Raw genomic sequence first — 20,426 nt, 5'->3', positions numbered from 1 at the left:
AGACTACTGTAACGGAAACATCAAATTCTTTCATCTCTTGGGCAAGCGCCAAGCTAAATCCTCTTACAGCAAATTTACTAGTTGAATAGAGTGCGATTCCTGGAATCGGTGCAAGGCCAGCTAAAGACGCAATGTTTACAATATGTCCAGATTTTTGTTGCTTCATAATTCTGGATGCTAGAGTTGAGCCTAGAATCAAACCTTTTACATTGATATCTATATGATAGTCAATGTCTTTGGTGTCAATATTTGCAATATAACCTGGCTTTAAGACACCAGCACTTTGAACTAAACCATTGAGAATGCGATTCTTGGATGATGAAAATTCTTTCAATAGCTTCATCCAAGACGACTCTACTCTTACATCCAATTCACATATCTTTACATTTGTTAGATTTTTTAGAGAAACCATTGAAGATTTCTTCAAGTCGCATGCCCAGATTGTAGCACCAAGACTACTCATTGCCCTTACTAAGTCTTGTCCAATACCACCGCCGGCACCAGTTACGACTATGTTCATATCTGCAAATGGATATTTGGAATTTTTTTGCAATGATTAGAGCCCCATATCCAATTCGAAAGATTTCAAACTACTTACATCATAGACAAATAATTTGTTCGGGTAGTATTCAGTCTTGACCTTAGGATCTTTATCAATTTTGAATTTACGTATAACCAATGATATGCGATTCTTTCCTGCATTCCAAAGAATTTTTTCAAAAAACGAGTCTTTGGGTAAAATATCTTGAAATCGATCTGCAATACAATCATACAAATAAACTTTTTTCTTATCCTTATGATTCAAAAATCCATCATCATTTGTATCAATGGTCGAAGCAAAAATTAAAATTTTACCTTCGAGGTATAAACCGTCCACTTTCGGATCATCGCTGCTCGTGAATCCAGTCTTCTTTTGAAAGTCAGCACCAAAAAAGTCCCAAATATAGACATTTTTTGGAAACAATTTCCTGAGTTTGCCAGTATTCAAGTTAACGACAATTAGGTTTCTTGCATGGTGCATAACGCCATCAGGTCCCAAACCACCAGATTCAGTATTCAATCCCATTGGATAAATCAGAGTATTCTTGAAGTAGATTTTGGATGAATCGGGCCAGTCTTCATTTTCCTCAGGTTCTGGTTCAATATTAGCTTCCGTGTTATCTGGAGTCTTGGTCTCTTCTTCAATTGCAACTTGAATCCCTCGATCAAAGGCAAACCAACTTTTAGTTAAACTAAAAATTAGAATACCACCAAGCAATAAAAGGAAGCTAAATATTATTAATCTTATTTTTTCCATATAAGATCTTATTTAAAAAAATCCTTCAGAGCAGAATATACTTCGTCGAATTCTTGATCGTTCATGTATGCAAATAATGGAAGATTCAATATGCTCGCACATATTTTTCTCGCTATATTTTTATCGCCGAATTTACCATAGCCAGCAGCTCCTGGTTGATCAGACATAGCACCAGGATAGATAATCCCGAACGCAATCCCTTTCTCCTTAAGATGAGCTTCTAGTTTAGGTCTTGTTTCGAGTGAAAATATATTGGCATTGCAATACCCATTTTCTGTGAAACCGGTTGGCGGCTCAATTACATTGATCCCGAGAGCCGGTAACTCCTTCTGATAGCGTTTTGCAATCGAAATTCTTGAGTCCAATCGAGCTTGAATATGATCAAGACTTAAGTTCAGAAAAGCAGCTTGCAAAGAATCCATTCTAGAGTTCCAACCAATGGAGCCATGTCCATAGTGAGAAGTCCGTCCATGATTCGCAAGTTGTCTTACCATGGTTGCCAAGGCTTCATCATTGGTAAAGACCGCTCCACCATCACCTGCGGCACCTAACACCTTTGCTGGATAAAATGATGTTGTGGAAATCAGTGCCGATTTATAAATCGATTCGTTTTGGATTCTAACACCGAAGCATTGAGCACCATCTTCAAGTAATAAAACTCCTTTTTCATTGCAGAATTTTCTATATTCTAAAACTTTCGCAGAAGCCCAGCCATACAAATGAACAAGAATTGCAGCCTTTGGTTTGTATTTCTCTGCTGCTTTTTTAAATTCTTCGAAATCCATTTGCAGATCCACTTCGTTTGTATCTACGGTAACTGGATCAGCTCCGACATTTACAACTGCTTCAAAGGTTGCCCAGAAAGTGGAGTCAGGAACAAGGACTGTATCACCTCGTCCAACACCCATTGCTCGCAAAGCAAGTTGCAATGCATCCGTACCATTTGCACAAGCCACTGCATATTTTGTTTCCGTGAACTCACTCAGTCTTTTTTCGAGTTCTGCTACTTCGGCACCACCGATGAATTGAGCAACTGCACTGAGTTCTTTTACTTTAGTTTCCCATTTTTCAAGAAAACCAGGTTCAAATCTTTTTATATCTATAAAGGGGACTGCCATATTGGTCTATTTTTACTCTAATATAAGTTTTTTCAAGTGGGAAAAAAAATGCGCAATTTCGAGCCTTATTGCATTTTATAAGAATTGTTTTTTAGTTTGGAATTCGTTCTTTAAATTTTAGCTACTGAGAAATTGAGCTATTGGAAAAATTCTAAGAATCTTGTATCGAAAAACTTATCCACTTCTAACTGGAATTGGTAATACAACCAAAAGAAAAACCAAAAGATTACTGTAATTGTGATAAGCAAACTTGCTGTTCGAGAAACCCATTCCCGACTGACTGAATAAAACATCCGAATCATTGTAATCGGCCATATCAAAAAGAGAAAATAGAAAGTCAATTTACCGATGGAATAAATCCAACTCCGAATCTCCCATCCAGGATTAGCTTCGAGACGATCCAATCCATTCGCCCATTCTTTACCGAAGACAACCATATATACAACAAACAAAAAAATAAAACTAATCTTCCATTGAATCTCAATGTCTTTACGAAATAAAACCAAGATCAATCCAATAAACCATGTAAGAAAAATTGGAAATACGACTAAATCTAGCCAACCTAGAGATTGATTCAAAATATTTCCTGCATAGAAATAAGTTTTTGAAGATTTGAGAAAATTCTAATATAGCTTTTTTTCATTTGTGGCACCATTCTAAACATTTTTTGAAACTACTAGAATCTGCAATTCCTTTACCAGCGATATCATATGCGGTTCCATGATCTGGACTTACTCTTAAGAAGTCCAGTCCCAATGTAATGTTTACACCGTTTTTGCCTTCAAGCATTTTAAATGGAATCAAGCCTTGGTCGTGATAACAAGCGAGAATTACATCGTATGGTGATTTTTTTCCAAAAGCAAAAGTAGAATCTGCTGACAATGGACCAAATATTTTTGCTCCTTGTTTACGCAATGGTTCAAGATTTTTCATGAGTATTGTTGACTCTTCGTTTCCGATCTTACCGCCTTCGCCAGCATGTGGATTGAGTCCTAGAATTCCGATTTTGGGATTTTTGCCGAAGAATCCAGATGCAACCAAGCTTTCGTAGAGTTCTTGCCACAAAACCTTTTTCAATTTTTTAGAGACATCTTTGAGTGGGATATGAGTCGTGAGAGGAATTACATTCCAATTATCACCAGCCATCAACATGAAAGTATGCTTCCCGAAAAATTTTGCCAAGGCTTCTGTATGACCTTGAAATTTTTTATTTCCTGATCGAATCACCCATTCCTTACTTAAGGGAAGTGTGATTAAATCTCCTGGAATTTTTTGTATCCACTTCATAGACGTCTCGAGACAGATCCAAGAAGATAAACCAGTAAGTTCATTTGGTTTACCAATTTCAATATTCAATTTAGTGAATGGACTACTGATCGGAATTTTGATGCAAGCATCATAGATTCCAGGACTTTTTAAAATATCTGAGAGATAAAGATTCTGCGAAGATGAAAGAGTAGAAGAAGATTTATGTTTTGCATCCAGCTTAGAGATTGCATCGACATCTAATGCAAAGTCAAAATTTGGATAAGCAATTTTGGAAGGAGATCGGAAAAATACAACCGGTCTGAATTTTGCAATTTTCTTGAGTGCTGGAAATTCTTTTCGGAAAATCTCTGGGCTAATCCCACTCGGATCTCCTTCGGTGATATAAAGGGGTCGCAAAACCCCTTGCCTAAGATTACTCTTTTGCTGCGGTTTGCTTGCCGAATATTTTTTCGACATTCAATGAATCCTTAGAGTATTCCAATTCAATTAGATCTTTTGCTGAATGCTTGAGGTCATTGGAAATCATACAACGACCTTCTAATATCACACCATTTTGAATGATCAATTCTGGAGTCTTGATATCGCCAAGAATCTTAGAGGTTGGAAGCAACATGACTCTGTTTCTTGCAGTAATATTGCCTGCAACAATTCCTTCCACAATCACATTGGTTGCAGTGATATTGGTTTTGACTTTGCCAGTTACACCGATATAGAGTTGGTCTGCTTGAAGGGACTTGCCTTCAAATTTACCATCTATCTTAAGGGAACCGTTGATAAAAAATTTTCCACTGAAATAGGAGTTTTCCCCGATCGTAGAATTCGTGACTTCTGTTTGGTTTTTCACTAATGCCATGCAATTATCCAGCTATTCAAAACTTGTTTAACAAACTCTCTCTGAGTATGGTTTTTCGAAAAGGCTTTTTTCGCTCAGTTGCCAATTTTCATATTCGGGAGGTTGATCAGATCCATCGATTCCTTAGTGAAATTTAAAAATTCCATCAAAGCGTCGGGAATCGCCCGTCCTTCGAGCAAAGATGCTTTCTCAAATCGAGGGTTGAACTTCATTGGCTCTTCAATATTCATAACAACGGAATTGCCCTCACGGATATCTTTATTGACCGCTTCCAAGAATTCTCGGATCTTCTTAAAAACCTCATAAGCTTCAGCTATGAAAATCCGGGATTGTTTATTCTTCATCCGACCAAGTTGTTCGCGAAATTCTTGCTTATCTGCCGCAGCGAATTCTTCAACCGTTTCAATCAAAACTTTCATATTGCGGCGAAGATTCTCCATATGTTTGAACAGTCCATCTCGATCACTTTGATGTGCAAAATCAAACTTGATATGAGTATCTCCAAGAATAGGTAAAAACTCTAAATCCAAAATATTCGTAAGAGTTCCAATCTGATTGATCTCACTATCGTGGCTATTGGGAGATATTTTCATAATCGGAAATTGGGAAATAATTTTATGCTTAAGATTCGGATCATTATCTTGAAGAGCCTTGGATGCAGCGACTGTTGCCGCCATATTGTCCGGCACTCCATCGGGTGAGATCTCATGCATTCTTCTACTGTATTTCTCAAGATCCATCGATACTCGATGCGATTGAAATTCGTCTTTGGATTCCTTACGAATTTTTTCTAAATTACGAATGATTCCTTGGACTCGAGAAAGTTCAACTATCTGCTCATGAGTGAGTGGCATAGGAATTCCCTCTAACTAAAAAACTTGGCATATCCCAGTCCGGATAGGTTAAATGAATGAGATTCAAAATTTCTTTAGCTTGTTCTTTATCTCCATAAATATCATCCATGATTGCCTTCATATAAAGTGACTGAGGATGATATCGCATTCTGCCAGCAGAGTGGTAATGATTCTGAAAACGGCTCATGTCCCTTGCAAGAAATGCATCCACAAATAAAACTGTATGAGCTGGATAAGACTCAGGCAATCTCTCTTCTAAAAAATTGAGAATTGGCGACGAGTCTTCTTTTTTCTCTAACAACTGTTTGGCGATTCCAAATGGCTTACGTAGAATCCACTCAGGGATTCTTCCTTCAAACGGATTGCCGCGCACCATATTTTTCATGCGAGGAGAGAGTCTTCCGTTTTGTAAGAATAGGCTGTCTATGAAATCTGGTTTCCACTCTGGACTCAAATACTTTCTAGCTAGTGTAAATGCACGCCATGGGGAAAATTTTTCTAAAACATCCGACCAGACTTCAGACTTTTCTTTTTCAGTGAGGTGGTTTGCGTTTTCAACAGCCAATCGAAGAATCGCATTTGCGATTGGAAGATTGCTCCTTCTGCCAACGATAGAACGACAAGCAAGTCCCAATAGTTCCAAGTTATTGCCTGCGAGCAATCGGTCACAGAGGGAAAAAAGTTCGAGATCCGTCAGTTGATTTTTGCCATTGATTTCAGATTTATCGGGAACGTTATTGGAATTAGAATCGTTTTTCGACTTTTTTTCAGAGGTTGGTGTTGAATAATGACCAGATAGGGATGTCTGACTTTTCTCTTCGTGATTGCCGATAGTAATCTCAGGCCAATTCGATTTAGTTAGCATTTTACCCTCACAACGAAACATGATACGATTCCACAAAAGCAGATCAACCATTTTCCTTTTTTTCGCTTTTTCTGTAAATGCCTCTGATAATCTTCATTTTCTGATCAAATCCTATCAATGGGATGTGATTGAAGAAATGTTTCGTCATAAATCTCCTGCTCGCGAATCAGAAGTCTACAGCTTGATCAATTATCACGAGAAGGCTCCTGGAGGAGATTCCGAAAAAAGATTTCTGTTTCTTATCTCGCAGATCAAAGGTAGCTTTGTTAGTAATTATAATCGGGAAGATATCGATAAAATATTACAAAATGCCTTACCTCATCAATCTGTGGTTTTTCGATTAAGCTTTTGGAAATTATACCAAGAATTAGAGAAAAGGAGAATACTGAGTTCAGAGGAAAAAGCAATTTTTCTAGCTAAATTATCTTTTGAAATGGATCCGGTATCTCGGAGAGTTTTTGAAGAGCTAACGAAAGTTTTGACTGAGAACAATTCTACGGCGGAATTGATTAAGCGAGTTGATTCTCTATCCAATGAAGAAAAAAAATATTATATAAAAACAGAGATTTGGATTCGTTATGCGAAAGCTATTGCAAGAGAAGGTGACTTGGGACGAGCTCGGGACGAATATGTTAAGCTTACACAAGATCCTGAGACTCCTGATTACATTAGAACATTTGCATATCAAGATTTGAAGAAATATCTATCAGAGGATTCATTTCTCAATCTTAGAGTTTCCAATATCTTAGGTTTCATCAATCAAATGTCAGGCGAAGAAGCGAACTCTTTTCTTAGAAAAAACAAACAAGAATTTCGCTCAAGGATGGATAATTCTGTAAGTTTCTATGAAGCAGGAAGATTTCTTTCTATGATTGATGATGTAGATACCTTGATATCACTCGTTCAATCCAATCGAAACCATGTTAACGAAGACCAAGAGAAGTTTGTTCGATTTGGAGATGTTTTATTATCAAAGAATAAACACCAATCTGCAATTCGTTTGATGGAGAAATTTCCAGAGATCAATGATGCCGGAAGGTTTCGAGTTCTCATGCTCGCTTATGAAAAGTCGGGAAATAGAGAAAAGTCTATTGATAACCTAATCCGCTACCTTGCTGCCTACCCTTTTAACCTTCATTATCAAGATAAGCTCATTGATTTGCTTATCCAGAAAAATGGTTCTTCAACGAAATATGCAGAAAATATCTATTGGAAAAAAGCAATGGATGAGATGCCAGATCTTCCCGTCAAAGGAAGATTGGTATATTGGTATTTTCGTTACCTAAAAGCAAATAATCGCAATGATGAATTAAAATCTCAACTCCAGACATACTATTCTAAGATCGCAGGCTCTTATTATACTAGAGTGATAAGAGAAGAATTCGAATCAGAATTGAATGAAATACCCGATCCTCCCAATCCAACAGCGAATCGGGATTCTCTTTTTAGATATCTGTCCAAAACAGCAGGTGTCCCAGAATTGAGTGGGAAAATTCTCAAAAAAAATCTAGGGTTTGCATATTTTGACAAATCATTTGACCTCGGAGTAAAGCTCACGAATATTCAATCGAAAATCAAAGGAGAAAGACTTCTTGCAACTGCAGCCGACTATTTTCGATTAGGTGAAGAGTCATTTGGCATGAATCTTGTCAATTATTATGCTAGAGATAGAAATCTATCCATCTTAGAGAAAGAAGAAATATTGGTAGGAATTGGAGATCTATCGCAGAACACATATTTCAGTGCTTTTTATACTAGATCTCTTCTTAAGAGATATAAAATTCCAGATGATCCAATCCTACTTCCCACAAGCATAGCATCACGAATCTATCCAAGACCCCATCGTGAAATGGTGGTAAAACATTCCCGAGATGCAGGAATATCTGAGGATGTAGTGTATGCGATTATGAGGCAGGAATCTTTCTATAAGGAAAATGCAATTTCTAGATCCAATGCTCAAGGACTAATGCAAATAATGCCCGCGACTGGACGTGAATTGGCAAGAAATTTACGAGTAACGAATTATAGTCTTTTTAATCCAAACACCTCAATTCAATTCGGCTCTCGATTCTTAGCTTACTTGATGAAAGAGAATCAGAATGATATGAGGTGGGCATCCATCGCCTACAATGGTGGGCCAGGCAATCTTAGAAAATGGAAAAGAAATCATTATACAGGTGACTTCAATCATTTTCTAGAAGATGTGCCCTACAAAGAATCTCGAGACTACTGCCGTATTACAGTCTCGAATTATTATGCGTATGATATCATGAAAAAATACCACGGCCTGTAATTTCGAACTCTACTCAATTATTGCCCAAAAATTGCCTTCAAAATGGAAAAGTGCTTTCCTGTCTCCACGATGAATTCACTATAATATATTCGGAGGACTAATTTTTCATGGCAAATGTTGCAATATTAAAAATTGACGGTAAGGATTATGAATTACCGATTATCGAAGGTTCAGAAAAAGAAAGAGCTATCGATATTACAAAACTAAGAGCACAAACTGGTTATATCACAATTGATAGTGGTTATTTGAATACAGGCGCATGCACGAGTGCGATTACTTTTCTGGATGGCGAGAAAGGTATATTACGTTACCGGGGAATTCCCATTGAGCAGTTGGCTGCTAAATCTACTTTTACTGAAGTTGCCTACCTCCTAATTTATGGTAAACTTCCATCTGATGTTGAATTAAAAAAATGGAATGAATCTCTTACGAAACATACATTGATTCACGAGGATCTCAAACGACTATTCCATGGATTTCCAAAAGACGGACATCCGATGGCAATCATGTCTTGTATGATGGTATCCTTGTCAACTTACTATCAAGATTCTTATGATCCTTTGAATCCAGAACATAGAGAAATTTCTATGATTCGTCTTCTTGCAAAATTCCCGACTATTGCGGCTTTTGCTTATAAGAAATCCATTGGACAACCCATTATACATCCTATCAATAAATTGGACTATTGCTCGAACTTTTTGAATATGATGTTCAGTGTTCCGGCAGAAGAATACGAAATTGATCCAGTGATTGTGGAAGCACTCAACCTTCTATTGATTTTACATGCTGATCATGAACAAAACTGTTCTACATCAACCGTTCGATTGGTCGGTTCATCTCTTGCTAACTTGTATTCGGCGATTGCTGCTGGTATCTGTGCACTTTGGGGACCGAGACATGGCGGAGCGAATCAAGAAGTTTTGGAAATGCTTACCTATATCCATGAAAGCGGACAGAAAGTATCAAAAATGGTTGAACAAGCCAAAGACAAAAATTCATCTTTCCGATTATCTGGATTCGGTCATCGTGTTTACAAGAATTTTGACCCTAGAGCGAAAATCATCAAAGGTGCTGCAGACAAAGTTCTCAGTAAATTAGGAATCAAAGATCCGCTTCTCGATATCGCAAAAGAATTAGAAGAAGTCGCACTGAACGATCCATATTTCAAAGAAAGAAACCTCTATCCAAACGTAGACTTCTATAGTGGAATTATCTATAGAGCTCTTGGAATTCCGACCAATATGTTTACAGTGATGTTTGCTATGGGTCGTCTTCCTGGTTGGATTGGTCAATGGAAAGAAATGATCGAAGATCCAGGTCTCAAAATTGGTCGTCCTCGTCAGATCTATACTGGCGCGACCGATACTGATTACGATACTGCAAAGAAAGGAAAATAGAGATTTAGTTAGAAATTGACAGTCTTTCTTGGTTTTCTTGGTTTTTTTGGTTTTTTTGTTAGAATTCAAATCCCTAGCCTGGGGCTTAAGCCCCGGGCTCAGGATTCATCATCAAACTCATAGGTAGATTTTTATTTCGAGTCGATCTGGAGTAAATATCAATCGGTAAATTTAATTTATGTTATCCATGCAAAACTGACATGATAACAGAAAATTCTTCCATTTTTCTCTATTGAATCCTTAGAATAAACGATTGATCTTACGTGGGCAGGAGATTTCCTAATCTCAATGAAAGAAATTTCGGGATATGAAATCCTCGACTCAGGCAATCATTCAAAGTTAGAAAAAATTGGACCGTATACATTAATCCGTGCTTCTCCTTTATCAGACTATCCGCCATCTAAACAAGCTTTGTGGGAAAATTGGGATGCGAAATATATCAAAAATGATCGTGGAAGCGGTTCTTGGTCTTACAAAACAAAAATACCTGAATCATTTACTCTAAGTTATGCTGGAATTAAATTTTTAACTAAACTCACACCTTTTGGACATGTAGGATTCTTTCCAGAACAAGTAACCAATTGGGATCGGGTTCGAAGAATTGGTGAATTAACAAAAGATTTGGAAATTTTGAATCTATTTGCTTATTCGGGTGGATCTACTCTGGCTTGCTTACAGTCTGGAATGAAAGTCTGTCATCTCGATGCATCAAAAGGTATGGTGGACTGGGCAAGAGAAAATGCTAAGCTGAATCAGCTTGATGACAAACCAGTCCGCTGGATTGTTGAAGATGTTCTAAAATTTATAGGACGAGAAATCAAAAGAAAGAAAAAATACCAAGGTTTTATTTTGGATCCTCCTAGTTTTGGAAGAGGAAGCAAAGGAGAAGTTTGGAAAATAGAAGAACACCTTGGTGCACTTTTAGACATGTTGATGGAATTATGTGATTCCAAACCAAAATTTGTGATCTTGACTTGTCATTCGCAAGGTTATAGTTCGCTTGCTTTGGAGAGGATGCTCTATTCTCGGATCAAAATTAAAGGTACATATGAGTCGAGTGAACTTTTTCTAAATGAAAGTTCAGGTGGTAAATATCCAGCAGGATCTTGCTGTTTCTTTCTCTCGAAATGACTGAATACAAAATCTAGAAAATATTAACTTAATTTCCAATAAAAAATAGAATATTCTACTATCTGAATACAGTTACTGAACTACGGAATCAATGCACGAACCCAATCAAAAAATTACAAGCTTTTCCAATCCAAAAGTTAAATACTTAGTATCCCTCAAAGAACGGAAGAATCGCGAAAAAGAAGGTCGATTTTTTCTGGAAGGCTACAGAGAGATTACTCGAGCAAAACAAAGTTGGGATCATAGAAATCCATTGATTCCAAGATCTTATCCAGAAATTTTATGCATATCTCCGGAATGCTTCCTCGGTTCAAACGAATGGGAACTCATCAAAGCACTCAACTTACCGATCTGGGAATTTCCTAAAGCTGTATTCGAGAAAATTTCCCATCGTGATCGGCCGGATGGTTTAATTCTCATTGGCAAAATTCCGGATTATAATTTTCACCCGAACATCCTTGATTCTTTTCAAGATGAAATTGTCCTTGTTATTGAAGGAGTAGAAAAACCAGGAAATCTTGGAACAATCCTTAGAACTGCAGAAGGTGCTGGAGTAAAACTTGTAATAGTCACAGATCCAAGAACAGATATCTATAGTCCTAATGTTATGCGGTCGAGTACTGGAATTTTATTTACTATACCCGTTTATTTAGGTTCAACCGAAGAAGTTCTAAATGCTTTGATAAAAAATAAATTTAAAACTTTAGCTCTTACCCCCGAAGTGAACAATCCGTACTACAATACTGATCTAACGGGAAAGATTGCTATTATTTTTGGCAGTGAGCAGTACGGTTTGTCCGACAAAGCAAAAGAAATATCATCCGATCTACTCTCCATTCCCATGCTAGGTGAAGCGGATTCTTTGAATCTAGCATTGTCTACTGGAATAGTGATTTATGAGAGTCTCAGGCAGAGGTCTCTCAATAAGTGAAAATTTTATATTATATCAGTGGGCATGGATATGGTCATATGTCCCGATCTTACGAAATTATTCGAAACCTAGTAGAAAGCCCAGTGATTGAAAAAATAACCATATCATCAAAACGCGTAAACTTTGTAAGCAATCCATCACCTAAGATTGATTTGCGTGAAATCGGAATCGACGTTGGTATCATCCAGAATTCATCCATTAGTATGGATATCATGGAGACGAAAAATCATCTCGAAGAATTTGAGAAACAAAAAGACGCTTTGATTCGTTCTGAAGCAAAGTTTTTGCGTGAAGGCGATTATGACCTGGTTATTTCCGATTCTTCTTCTTTGGCTTTTGTAATCGCAATAGAAGCCGAAATCCCTTCCCTTTTTGTGGGCAATTTTACTTGGGATTTTATCTACCGTAATCTAGAAAAACACCATCCATACTTTGGTGTTATTGCTGATTTAATTCAGGTAGAATATAGCTTTGCAAATGCAGCATTGATTTTGCCATTTGCATGCCATATGGATCATTTTCTGGAAAGCAAGAAGATTGGCTTGGTGGGTCGACGACCTGAGCTTGAGAAAAAGTCAGCGAGAAATCATTTTGGTTTTGAAGATGGTCTCCAATACTTTCTTTTTTCCTTTGGGGCCTATGGAATAGACAGCTCAACTTGGAATTGGTCGAATATACCTTCCAATTGGCGAATTGTCTGCTCAGACCTTCCAGGAATTCATTCCGATCAGATTATAGATATCAAAAATGCATACTATCCCAACTTAGTCACAGCTTGCGACTATGTTGTAACGAAACCTGGATATGGCATTATTAGTGAATGCGTATATGCAAATACACCAATAATCTATACTGATCGAGGAGAATTTGCGGAATACAATTGTCTGGTTGACAGCCTCAAAACTGAACACCCTTCTTCATTTATCAGCCAAGAGAAGCTACGTCAATTTGATTTTGGTGAATCCATCGAGACGATAAAAAACTGGAAACAAAATGCATCTTTAAACTTTGATGGTGAGCGCGATGTCCTTGAGTTCATTTTGAATCGCTTCTCCTAAAAAATTGAACAGTTTTCGCCATCTTTACTAGATCTGCTATACAACAAATAATCGAATATCAGAATTTTTGAATAATTCTAAATCTCAAATTTTAGTGGAAGGATTGATATATATCAATCAATCGATTTGGGATTTTTAAGATTTCGCTTTTGTATTTCTAAGCAATGATTAAATATTGGAAATATCAATCATAAGATTTCGGAGAATCCGATGACAACCACAACAAAATACAACGATACTATCGTAAAAGGTTTTGTGATCTCTGCACTGGTGTGGGGCGTTGCCTCCATGTTAGTTGGCGTATGGATCGCATTCCAATTGGTATATCCAGAATTAAACTTCAATCAACCGTATTTTAGCTTCGGTCGATTGAGACCTTTGCATACAAATGCCGCAATTTTTGGCTTTGCATTAAGCGTAATTTTTGCAACGGCATATTATATGATTCAGCGATTGACGCGAGTGAGAATCTGGTCCGACAAGCTAGCCAATATTCATTTTTGGTTATACAATCTTACTATTGCTCTAGCTGCAATCACTTTGCCATTAGGATATAATCAATCGAAAGAATATGCAGAGCTTGAATGGCCACTTGATATTCTTATTGTTGTTTGGTTTGTTATTTTCCTTGTTAACTTTTTTACTACAATAGCGATAAGAGAAGAAAAACAAATGTATGCTGCACTCTGGTTCTACATAGCATCCTTTGTTACAGTTCCATTATTATTCATTGTAAATAATTTATCAATTCCGGTTGGATTGACCAAATCCTATTCAATATTTTCTGGAGTCTATGATGCAAATATCCAATGGTGGTATGGTCATAATGCAGTAGCATTTGTCCTAACTACCCCGTTCTTAGGACTGATGTATTATTTCTTCCCAAAACATATTAAGCAACCTATCTATTCCCATAGATTATCAATCATTCACTTCTGGAGTTTGATCTTTGTATATATCTGGGCTGGTCCTCATCACCTTCTATACTCTCCGATTCCAGACTGGCTACAAACAACTGGAATGGTATTTAGTATAATGCTATGGATGCCTTCTTGGGGTGGAATGCTGAATGGATTCTTAACTTTGACTCAAGCAAAAGAGAAAATCAAAACAGATGCTATACTCAAAATGATGTTAGTTGGTATCACTTTCTATGGTATGTCAACATTTGAAGGACCATTGCTATCCATCAGAATGATCAGTTCCCTTGGTCATAACACAGATTGGATTGTAGGCCACGTTCATTCCGGTACATTGGGTTGGGTTGGTATGATGTCCTTTGCTGCGATCTATTATATGGTTCCTAGATTGTGGAATACAAATCTATTTTCCGAAAAGTTAGCCAATACTCATTTCTGGCTTGCGACGCTTGGAATTTTACTCTATATCGTATCGATGTGGGTATCCGGAATCACTGAAGGTGCGATGTGGCGAGCAGTTGATGATAAAGGATTTCTACTTTATCCTAACTGGGTTGCAATTACAGAAGTTCTAAAACCTTTTAGATTCTTTAGAGGAGTTGCAGGTGCCTTGTATTTAACAGGATTATTTGTAATGATTTACAATATCGTGAAAACCATTCGAACAGCTGGATCTGGTTTCAAAGAAATTGATCTACGCGTTCAAGAAGGAGCAACAAAATGAAATTATTCGACATTCCGTTAACATGGTTTGAAAAATTTGCCTCGAAATGGGAAAGCGACGGAGTCAAATTCTCGGTATATACTTTCATAGCAATTCTGTTTGGTGGACTTTTTGAATTGATTCCTCCATTTTTCTTATCAAGAACTGTTGTCCCTATTGCTACTGTTACACCTTATACGGCTTTGGAATTGGCAGGAAGAGACGTCTACCAGAAAGAAGGATGCAATAACTGTCACACACAGATGATTCGTCCATTTAAGTGGGAAGTAGATCGATTCGATCCACAGAAAGCATACGGTCGCGATGGATATTCCAAAGCTGGAGAATCTCAATATGAACATCCTTTCCTATGGGGTTCCAAAAGAACAGGGCCTGATCTAGCGCATGAATCACAAATTCAACCTTCGGAAGATTGGCAGAGAAGACATCTTATCAATCCTAGAGAGACTTCACCTGGCTCAATCATGCCCGCATATCCATGGTTATTCGAAAAAGATGCAACAGTTGATGCTGAATCTATCCGAAAACATATGGAAGGTCTGATCGTTGTGGGAGTTCCCTATACACAGAAAGATTTAGATTCTGTTGAATCTTCTGTGCAAGGTAAGACAGATGGTGATGCATTGGTTGCTTATTTGCTTAGATTGGGCAAAGATACTGCAAACCTAGTAAAGACTATCAAGTAAGGTATTAACTATGGATGAATTAAATTTATTAATTTTATATAAGTCTCTTAGATTGCCTATTCTTATTATAGCTGTCGGGTATGTCTTCTTTTATGTTTATAATAAGAAGAGAAAAGATAAGCTAGAAGCACCAAAGTATAGAATGTTAGAGGAGGAATAATTATGGATAATCATGGTAACAAAGAATTTGACGGGATTCGACAACTAGGAAATGATTTGCCAGCTTGGTATAAACATATATTCGTATATGCGATATTCGTTGGAATTGGCTATGCAATTTATTTCCACGGTTTTTCTAGCTGGGGAACTGAGGAGCAATATGCAATCCAAATGGCCGAGCATGAGGAAAAGTATCCTCAAGCAAATGATCTTGTATCAGAGGATGGTTCGAATCCTTTGCGAGATAATGCTGAAGCCATTCAAGCTGGAGAGAAATATTATAAAGCTGTCTGTGCGGCTTGTCATGGTTTGAATGCTGAAGGAGTCGTCGGTCCCTCTCTCGTTGATAAAGAGTGGATTCATGGCAATACCGATTCAATAGTTTACAATAATGTAATGTTAGGAATTGCCATAGAAAATACGAAGCTTCAAAGAGGTCCAATGCCAGCGCACGAAAAATCACTTGGCTCGGAGAAAGTATATCAGGTGATGGCTTGGCTTGCATCCAAAAATCCAAGCTTAGTTGCAAAATAGAAAAGAAGATTGAATCTGTTACCTATCTAGGAGGTTATCCAGATGGTTATATCGAGACATCAGCCCGGAACTGTTAAAACTTTAAGAAATATTGCTTTTAGCATTCTGGTTCCCATTTACTTTGGATTGCCTTGGTTACGAATGAGTGGACACCCGCTCATTCGTTTGGATATACCAGAAAGAAAATTTTATCTATTAGGGCAGATTTTTATTCCGATGGAGGGATATTTCCTCTGGCTATTTCTAATAACAGCCGGACTATCCCTTTTCTTTTTTACTTCCTTGATTGGTCGGGTTTGGTGTGGTTGGGCTTGTCCACAGACCGTCTTTACAGAGTTATTCGATTGGTTTGGTAGATTGATTCTTGGATCAAAATACGGCAAGAAAGATGCTCCACAATTCAAGAAAATCCTATTGCATTTAAGTTGGATAAGCATTTCGCTGGTTGGTTCTTTTGCTTGGGTTTCTTATTTTGCTGACCCTTATTTGATGATCGATGACATAATAAATGGTAATTTAATTTCCAAATCAACTCTCTGGCCATATGCAGTTGCCTTTTTTACAATAACATTATATGGTGATATGGCATTCGTTCGTGAGCAATTTTGTAAATATGCTTGTCCTTATGCAAGATTTCAAACAGTTCTCATGGATGATCAGTCATTGAACGTAACCTATGATTACGTTCGAGGTGAACCGAGAAGACAGGGCAAAGAGAAAATTGGAGATTGTATTTCTTGCAATATGTGTGTTGTTGTCTGTCCAACCGGAATTGATATTCGAGACGGAGTTCAGGTAAGCTGTATCGCCTGCGGAAAATGTGTCGATGCATGCACTCCAATCATGGCAAGAGAAGGCAAAGAATCCTTGATTCGATACTTGGCACAAAACCAAGTAGAAAACCGCAATGACAAAGTCAAATGGTTACGACCAAGAACAATACTTTATGGAGTCTTGCTACTAGCTGTAATTACATCTGCTGGATTTCTACTAAATACGAGAGTCCCTCTCTATGTAAGTATAATCCCCGATCGTAATATACAACCTATGACGATTCCAGGCAAAAAAGTACGGAATTTTTATAATATTAAATTGCAGAATATAACACTCCAAGATCAAAATTTAAAAATTGATGTTGAGACTCCCGATTTAGCAGCACCTGCGACAGTGCTTCTTGGTAGCGAGCCTGATTCGACAATCCAACTCAAAGAAAATAGCTTTACCGATTTTAGAATTATCATCGAGTCCGGTGCGATCAACCAAGCTGATTTACTCAACAAAAATCACTTTATAATCATTAGATTCACAGATACTCAGAATCCAAAAATAACAAAAGAAAAGAAAATTCCATTCACACTTCCGAATGATTTAGTAGGTATGATCAATAATGAAATTTAAAGACTTAGACAAATCCGTTAAGTATGCATTTTATTCTATGGGAGCAATATTCATTCTCTTATTCATTGCAACTGGTATAACAGTATACATTGCTAAGGTAGGTCATGAGGATGTTATTGAAAAAGACTACTATGAAAAAGGTCTCAATTACGAAAAAACGCTAGAAGATATTCGTATCATGCAAGACGAAGGCTATAGCATATCTAGTCCTTTGCTTGTCGATCGATTCCCTTTGCATTCTGGAAAAAATCTGGTTCAAATCTCTTTTACTAAAAATGATATCCCGATTTCGGACGGGAAACTTTTCGTACTGCTTGAACGTGGTGCAACAGCCAAATTCAATCAGTCAAATGAATTGTATTTTAGTAATAATGAATATTCGGGAGAAATAATGATTCCCGATCTTGGACAATGGATAATCACTATCAAGGCAAGCCATGCAGGTCGAACTCTTACAAAAACCCTTAAAGTTACAGTCCAAAAATAAATGTTTCCATTGCAATCAGCCGATTGCACCGGGAATTGAATATTCCTGGAAACATCAAGATACTACTAATTACTACTGCTGCAATGGATGCAAAGCTGTATCGCAAATTATTCTGGAATCGGATAATCAATTCTTTTATGAAATGCGAGGCTCGCAGAACCTTGAGCCAATCCGAAACCCAGAAGAAGAAGCTCAGATTCGCGCCGAGTATCTGGATGGTAGTATCGTTGCTTCCGACTACTTAACCGAAATACAGAAAGGTATTTTCGAAGTTCAGATCAATATAACAAATATCCATTGCTCGGCATGTGTATGGTTGAACGAAAAAGTATTAAAAGATACATCTGGGATAGAAACGGTAAGAATAAATTTTGCAACCGGGCTTGCCTTGATCCAATTCAATCCAGAATTCATTAAATTAAGCAAAATATTTCAAATTATCGAATCCATTGGCTATTTACCTAGATTGCATTCCTCTTGGAATCAAAGCGAGGCAACAAATAAGAATAATAGTCTTCTGATTCGCATGGGTCTTGCAGGTTTTTGTTTCGGAAATATCATGCTTTTCGGCACATCATTGTATGCAGGATATTTTACTGGAATAGAGTTAGAATTCAAAAGATTGCTCCACTATCTTTCATGGGCATTTGCAACTCCTGTTTACTTGTATTCTGGATATCCATTCTTGCGTGGAGCTTGGCAAGCGATTAAGCGCGGTAAATTCAGTATGGATTTTCTTCTGGTAACAGGTATCTCCCTCGCATATTTCTATAGCATCTTTGTTACACTGACGGACATAGGTGAAGTGTATTTTGATTCAGTCTGCATGATCTATTTTTTTATACTTTTAGGTAAATATTTAGAAGAAAATGCCAGAAGAAGAGCGAATGATAAACTCAATCAATTATTGACAAGTCTTCCCGAAGTTGCAACTGTATTAGGTGATAATGGAGAGATCAACTATATAAGAACCAGTGAAGTTATCAAGGGACAAAAACTCTTAATCAAAAATGGAGAACGTGTTCCTGTTGATGGAACTTTAATTAGTGACATCGGTGAACTGAATGAATCATTTCTTACAGGAGAATCTTCATCGATCCAAAAGAAAAAGGATGACTCAATACTTGCGGGGTCTATTGCAATCAATAGACCGATAGAAATATTAGCAGAATCAAATGCAAAGAATTCAACGCTTTCTCGATTAAAAATTATGATTGATCGAGCACTAGGACAGAAACCAAATTTAGAGAGGATCACTGATAAAATATCTGGATACTTTATAGCTGTGATTTTCTCAGTCGCGATAGCAACTTTTCTCTTCTGGTTTCTTTCAGATGCAGGAATCGAAACTGCGATCATCAATACAATTGCAGTATTGATTGTTGCTTGTCCTTGTGCCTTAGGGCTAGCAGTACCAACAGCACTTGTAATGAATCATATCAGGAATTCTAAAGATGGTATTGTAATAAAGAATCCAGATATTATTGAACCACTATCTAAACTTCAGACTATTTTTTTTGATAAGACTGGGACATTGACGCAGGGAAAACTAGAACTTTCCAGCCATAATTTTTCAAATCCAAATTTAGCGGGTGCAATAACTTATTGCATTGAATCAAAATCCAATCATCCAGTTGCCATTAACCTACGACGGACAATGGAAGAAAATCACTGGATCGATCCTGCAATTCAATTGATTGACGTAATCGAAAATCCTGGACTCGGAATGAGTGGCAAAATATCTATCTCTGATTCAATTCATAATTTCAAATTAGGATCAGCAAAATTCTTGGATATATCGGAAAATCCAAAACACACACGTGTTCATTTATCTTTGGATGAGAATTATCTTGGTTACTGGGAATTGTCAGACCAACTTAGAAATGATAGTCTTGATGCGATAAGATCACTCAAAAAAATTGTTAAAAATATTTTCATTCTTTCTGGAGATAATATTTCAGTCGTAAAAAATATTGCGAATAAACTGAATATTTCCCAATATCTAGGATCAGTCAGTCCAGAAAATAAATTGACCGCGATTAGTGAAGCGCAGAACCGCAATGAAGTTGTGGCAATGGTTGGAGATGGAATCAATGATAGTGCGGCAATGGCTAAGGCAGACATTGGAGTCTCAATGGGAGTCGCATCGGATATCAGCTTGGATCGCTCGGATATCATTTTGGTTAACAACAATATACGAGGAATTTATCTCGCGGCATGTTATGCAAAAGAAACATCCAGAAAAATTAAACAAAACATAGCTATTTCGTTTTTTTATAATTCACTAATGGTTCCTCTGGCTGCTATGGGTTTTATGGCTCCTGTACTATGTGCAGTATTTATGGCAACGTCATCGCTTACGGTTGTGGGAAATTCCTTATTATTGAGAAAGAAAATATTTGTTGATGAATCATAAATAATTTGGATAGAAATGTGGTTTTTGCGAAGCGCG

At 37.2% G+C, this 20,426-nt stretch carries 19 protein-coding genes (1 of these 19 running past the window's edge); 11 read left to right on the top strand and 8 right to left on the bottom strand.

The features are described from left to right. The 8 genes from O4O04_RS06800 to O4O04_RS06765 all read right to left on the bottom strand — a co-directional run. Positions 1-553, bottom strand: partial view of an SDR family NAD(P)-dependent oxidoreductase gene (locus O4O04_RS06800; RefSeq protein WP_272535025.1) — the 5' portion only. The gene continues 275 nt to the left of window position 1, outside the view; only the first 553 of its 828 coding nucleotides appear in the window; its start codon is at positions 551-553; the stop codon falls past the left edge of the window. 3 nt (positions 554-556) lie between these two features. After that, the gene (locus O4O04_RS06795; RefSeq protein WP_272535024.1) at positions 557-1,297 is read right to left on the bottom strand and encodes a hypothetical protein; all 741 of its coding nucleotides are present in this window, start codon (positions 1,295-1,297) and stop codon (positions 557-559) included. 8 nt (positions 1,298-1,305) lie between these two features. Then, positions 1,306-2,415, bottom strand: a complete 1,110-nt coding sequence (locus O4O04_RS06790) for a DegT/DnrJ/EryC1/StrS family aminotransferase (RefSeq protein ID WP_272535023.1) — start codon at positions 2,413-2,415, stop codon at positions 1,306-1,308. A 137-nt stretch (positions 2,416-2,552) separates the two neighbouring features. Next, positions 2,553-2,993: a hypothetical protein gene (locus O4O04_RS06785; protein WP_272535022.1), complete on the bottom strand. Its 441-nt coding sequence runs from the start codon at positions 2,991-2,993 to the stop codon at positions 2,553-2,555. Between the two features lie 61 nt (positions 2,994-3,054). Further along, complete coding sequence (locus O4O04_RS06780) at positions 3,055-4,140, bottom strand: PdxA family dehydrogenase (RefSeq protein WP_442915932.1); 1,086 nt, start codon at positions 4,138-4,140, stop codon at positions 3,055-3,057. Further along, positions 4,097-4,537: a bactofilin family protein gene (locus O4O04_RS06775; RefSeq protein WP_272535021.1), complete on the bottom strand. Its 441-nt coding sequence runs from the start codon at positions 4,535-4,537 to the stop codon at positions 4,097-4,099. The genes O4O04_RS06780 and O4O04_RS06775 overlap by 44 nt, the downstream gene beginning before the upstream one ends. Before the next feature lie 74 nt (positions 4,538-4,611). After that, positions 4,612-5,391 carry a hypothetical protein gene (locus O4O04_RS06770; RefSeq protein ID WP_272535020.1) on the bottom strand — a complete coding sequence of 260 codons (780 nt, stop codon included), beginning with the start codon at positions 5,389-5,391 and terminating at the stop codon, positions 4,612-4,614. After that, positions 5,375-6,277 carry a hypothetical protein gene (locus tag O4O04_RS06765; RefSeq protein WP_272535018.1) on the bottom strand — a complete coding sequence of 301 codons (903 nt, stop codon included), beginning with the start codon at positions 6,275-6,277 and terminating at the stop codon, positions 5,375-5,377. Before O4O04_RS06765 ends, O4O04_RS06770 begins: the two co-directional genes overlap by 17 nt. Here O4O04_RS06765 and O4O04_RS06760 point away from each other — a divergent pair. The 11 genes from O4O04_RS06760 to O4O04_RS06705 all read left to right on the top strand — a co-directional run bounded on the left by O4O04_RS06760 (position 6,276) and on the right by O4O04_RS06705 (position 20,390). Next, on the top strand, positions 6,276-8,549 hold the full coding sequence (locus O4O04_RS06760; protein WP_272535017.1) for a lytic transglycosylase domain-containing protein: 2,274 nt from the start codon (positions 6,276-6,278) through the stop codon (positions 8,547-8,549). The genes O4O04_RS06765 and O4O04_RS06760 overlap by 2 nt on opposite strands. 107 nt (positions 8,550-8,656) lie before the next feature. Further along, positions 8,657-9,946: a citrate synthase gene (locus O4O04_RS06755; protein WP_272535016.1), complete on the top strand. Its 1,290-nt coding sequence runs from the start codon at positions 8,657-8,659 to the stop codon at positions 9,944-9,946. Positions 9,947-10,234: 288 nt separating this feature from the next. Then, positions 10,235-11,077 (top strand): class I SAM-dependent methyltransferase, encoded by an 843-nt coding sequence (locus O4O04_RS06750; RefSeq protein ID WP_272535014.1) that lies wholly within the window; start codon positions 10,235-10,237, stop codon positions 11,075-11,077. A 91-nt stretch (positions 11,078-11,168) separates the two neighbouring features. Beyond that, positions 11,169-12,008 carry a TrmH family RNA methyltransferase gene (locus tag O4O04_RS06745; protein ID WP_272535013.1) on the top strand — a complete coding sequence of 280 codons (840 nt, stop codon included), beginning with the start codon at positions 11,169-11,171 and terminating at the stop codon, positions 12,006-12,008. Next, complete coding sequence (locus tag O4O04_RS06740) at positions 12,005-13,066, top strand: glycosyltransferase family protein (protein ID WP_272535012.1); 1,062 nt, start codon at positions 12,005-12,007, stop codon at positions 13,064-13,066. Before O4O04_RS06745 ends, O4O04_RS06740 begins: the two co-directional genes overlap by 4 nt. Before the next feature lie 210 nt (positions 13,067-13,276). Beyond that, the gene (ccoN, locus tag O4O04_RS06735) at positions 13,277-14,710 is read left to right on the top strand and encodes a cytochrome-c oxidase, cbb3-type subunit I (RefSeq protein WP_272535011.1); all 1,434 of its coding nucleotides are present in this window, start codon (positions 13,277-13,279) and stop codon (positions 14,708-14,710) included. Next, positions 14,707-15,396 (top strand): cbb3-type cytochrome c oxidase subunit II, encoded by a 690-nt coding sequence (locus O4O04_RS06730; RefSeq protein ID WP_272535010.1) that lies wholly within the window; start codon positions 14,707-14,709, stop codon positions 15,394-15,396. The genes ccoN and O4O04_RS06730 overlap by 4 nt, the downstream gene beginning before the upstream one ends. Positions 15,397-15,558: 162 nt before the next feature. Next, positions 15,559-16,089, top strand: a complete 531-nt coding sequence (locus O4O04_RS06720) for a c-type cytochrome (protein ID WP_272535007.1) — start codon at positions 15,559-15,561, stop codon at positions 16,087-16,089. Positions 16,090-16,131: 42 nt separating this feature from the next. Then, positions 16,132-17,487, top strand: coding sequence for a cytochrome c oxidase accessory protein CcoG (gene ccoG / locus O4O04_RS06715; RefSeq protein ID WP_272535006.1), 1,356 nt, complete (start codon positions 16,132-16,134; stop codon positions 17,485-17,487). Beyond that, positions 17,477-17,974, top strand: coding sequence for a FixH family protein (locus O4O04_RS06710; protein WP_272535005.1), 498 nt, complete (start codon positions 17,477-17,479; stop codon positions 17,972-17,974). The genes ccoG and O4O04_RS06710 overlap by 11 nt, the downstream gene beginning before the upstream one ends. Beyond that, positions 17,925-20,390, top strand: coding sequence for a heavy metal translocating P-type ATPase (locus O4O04_RS06705; RefSeq protein WP_272535003.1), 2,466 nt, complete (start codon positions 17,925-17,927; stop codon positions 20,388-20,390). Before O4O04_RS06710 ends, O4O04_RS06705 begins: the two co-directional genes overlap by 50 nt. Positions 20,391-20,426: the final 36 nt, after the last annotated feature.

This window comes from Leptospira sp. GIMC2001 (assembly GCF_028462125.1).
Classification (GTDB): Bacteria; Spirochaetota; Leptospiria; order Leptospirales; family Leptospiraceae.
The sequence above is the reverse complement of the archived record's forward strand: the minus strand, read 5'-3'. Positions and strand labels throughout refer to the sequence as shown.